This is a genomic window from Bradyrhizobium sp. LA6.1, assembly GCF_040547805.1.
Classification (GTDB): Bacteria; Pseudomonadota; Alphaproteobacteria; order Rhizobiales; family Xanthobacteraceae; genus Bradyrhizobium; species Bradyrhizobium barranii.
In genome coordinates this window covers 1-1,418 of sequence record NZ_JBEPQK010000060.1, presented here as the reverse complement: position 1 = coordinate 1,418, position 1,418 = coordinate 1, and the positions used below count along the sequence as shown (strand labels likewise).

Sequence of the window (1,418 nt, the reverse complement as noted above, 5' to 3'; positions counted from 1 at the left end):
GAGCTATCGCCCAAAGTTGGTGACGGCGGGAATCGGAAAGGCGGCATATCGTGGGGGTGCTTGACGCCTCCACTTCTCCACCGAAGGAGCGATATGCCGTGTCCAACGATAACGTCATCCATCTGATTCAGCCAGGAATCTTCGACGATCAACTCACAGAAGTCTTGCGCAATGGAGCGCGTGCCCTGCTGGCCCAGGCGGTCGAGGCCGAGGTTGCAGACTTTCTCGGCCAGCATGCCGATTTGAAGACCCGGGACGGCCACCAGCGCGTCGTCCGCCACGGTCACCTGCCGGAGCGCGAGGTGATGACCGGCATCGGTCCGGTCGCCGTCCGCCAGCCGCGTGTACGCGATCGCGAAGCGGACGCCGCCGATCCTGGCCGCATCCGGTTCTCGCCGTCGATCCTGCCGCCCTACATGCGCCGGTCGAAGTCGATCGAGACGCTGCTGCCGATCCTTTACCTGAAGGGTATCTCGACCGGCGACTTCTCTGAGGCGCTGGCTGCGCTGCTCGGCAAGGATGCTGCCGGGTTGTCGGCATCCGCCATCGGTCGCCTGAAGGATGGCTGGCTCGACGAGCACGCCGCGTGGCAGAGGCGCGATCTGTCGGCGAAGCGCTACGTCTACATCTGGGCCGATGGCATCCATCTCCAAGCGCGCCTCGAAGACGAAAAGCAGTGCATCCTGGTGCTGATCGGCGCGACGCCGGAAGGCCGCAAGGAACTGGTCGGCTTCACCGATGGCGCCCGCGAGAGCGCGCAGGACTGGCGCGATCTGCTGCTTGACCTGAAGCGGCGCGGGCTCGACGTGGCGCCGCGGCTCGTCATCGCCGATGGCGCACTCGGGTTCTGGAAGGCCGCCGCCGAGGTCTGGCCGAAAACGCGCGAGCAGCGCTGCTGGGTGCACAAGACCGCCAACGTGCTCGCCAAGTTGCCGAAGAGCCAGCAGCCGAAGGCCAAACGCGCGTTGCAGGAGATCTGGATGGCCGAAACCAAGGCCGCCGCCGAACTGGCGTTCGACGCCTTCATCGAGAGCTACGCGCTGAAGTACGAGAAGGCCGCCGATTGCCTGAGCAAGGATCGAGACACGCTACTGGCGTTCTACGACTTCCCGGCCGAGCACTGGAAACACTTGCGGACGACCAACCCCATCGAAAGCACCTTCGCCACCGTTCGCCACCGCACCATCCGATCGAAGGGCTGCCTGTCCAACAAGACGGCACTCGCGATGGTCTTCAAACTGCTCGAGGCCGCGCAGAGAAGCTGGCGTCGTCTCGATGGCCACAACCAGTTGCCAAAACTCGTTGTCGGTGTGACATTCAATGATGGGATCGAGGTCATCGCCAAGCCGACCGACCGTCAGCCCATAACCGCCGCCGCCTGACCGGCTCCGGCCGTCACCAAAATTTGGCGATAGCTC

Annotated in this window: 1 protein-coding gene; it reads left to right on the top strand. The window is 64.2% G+C overall.

The annotated features are described in order from the left end of the window. Positions 1-98 precede the first annotated feature (98 nt). A complete protein-coding gene (locus ABIB99_RS44445) occupies positions 99-1,382 on the top strand; it encodes an IS256 family transposase (protein ID WP_247457886.1) in 1,284 nt (427 codons plus the stop codon). The last annotated feature ends 36 nt before the right edge of the window (positions 1,383-1,418 follow it).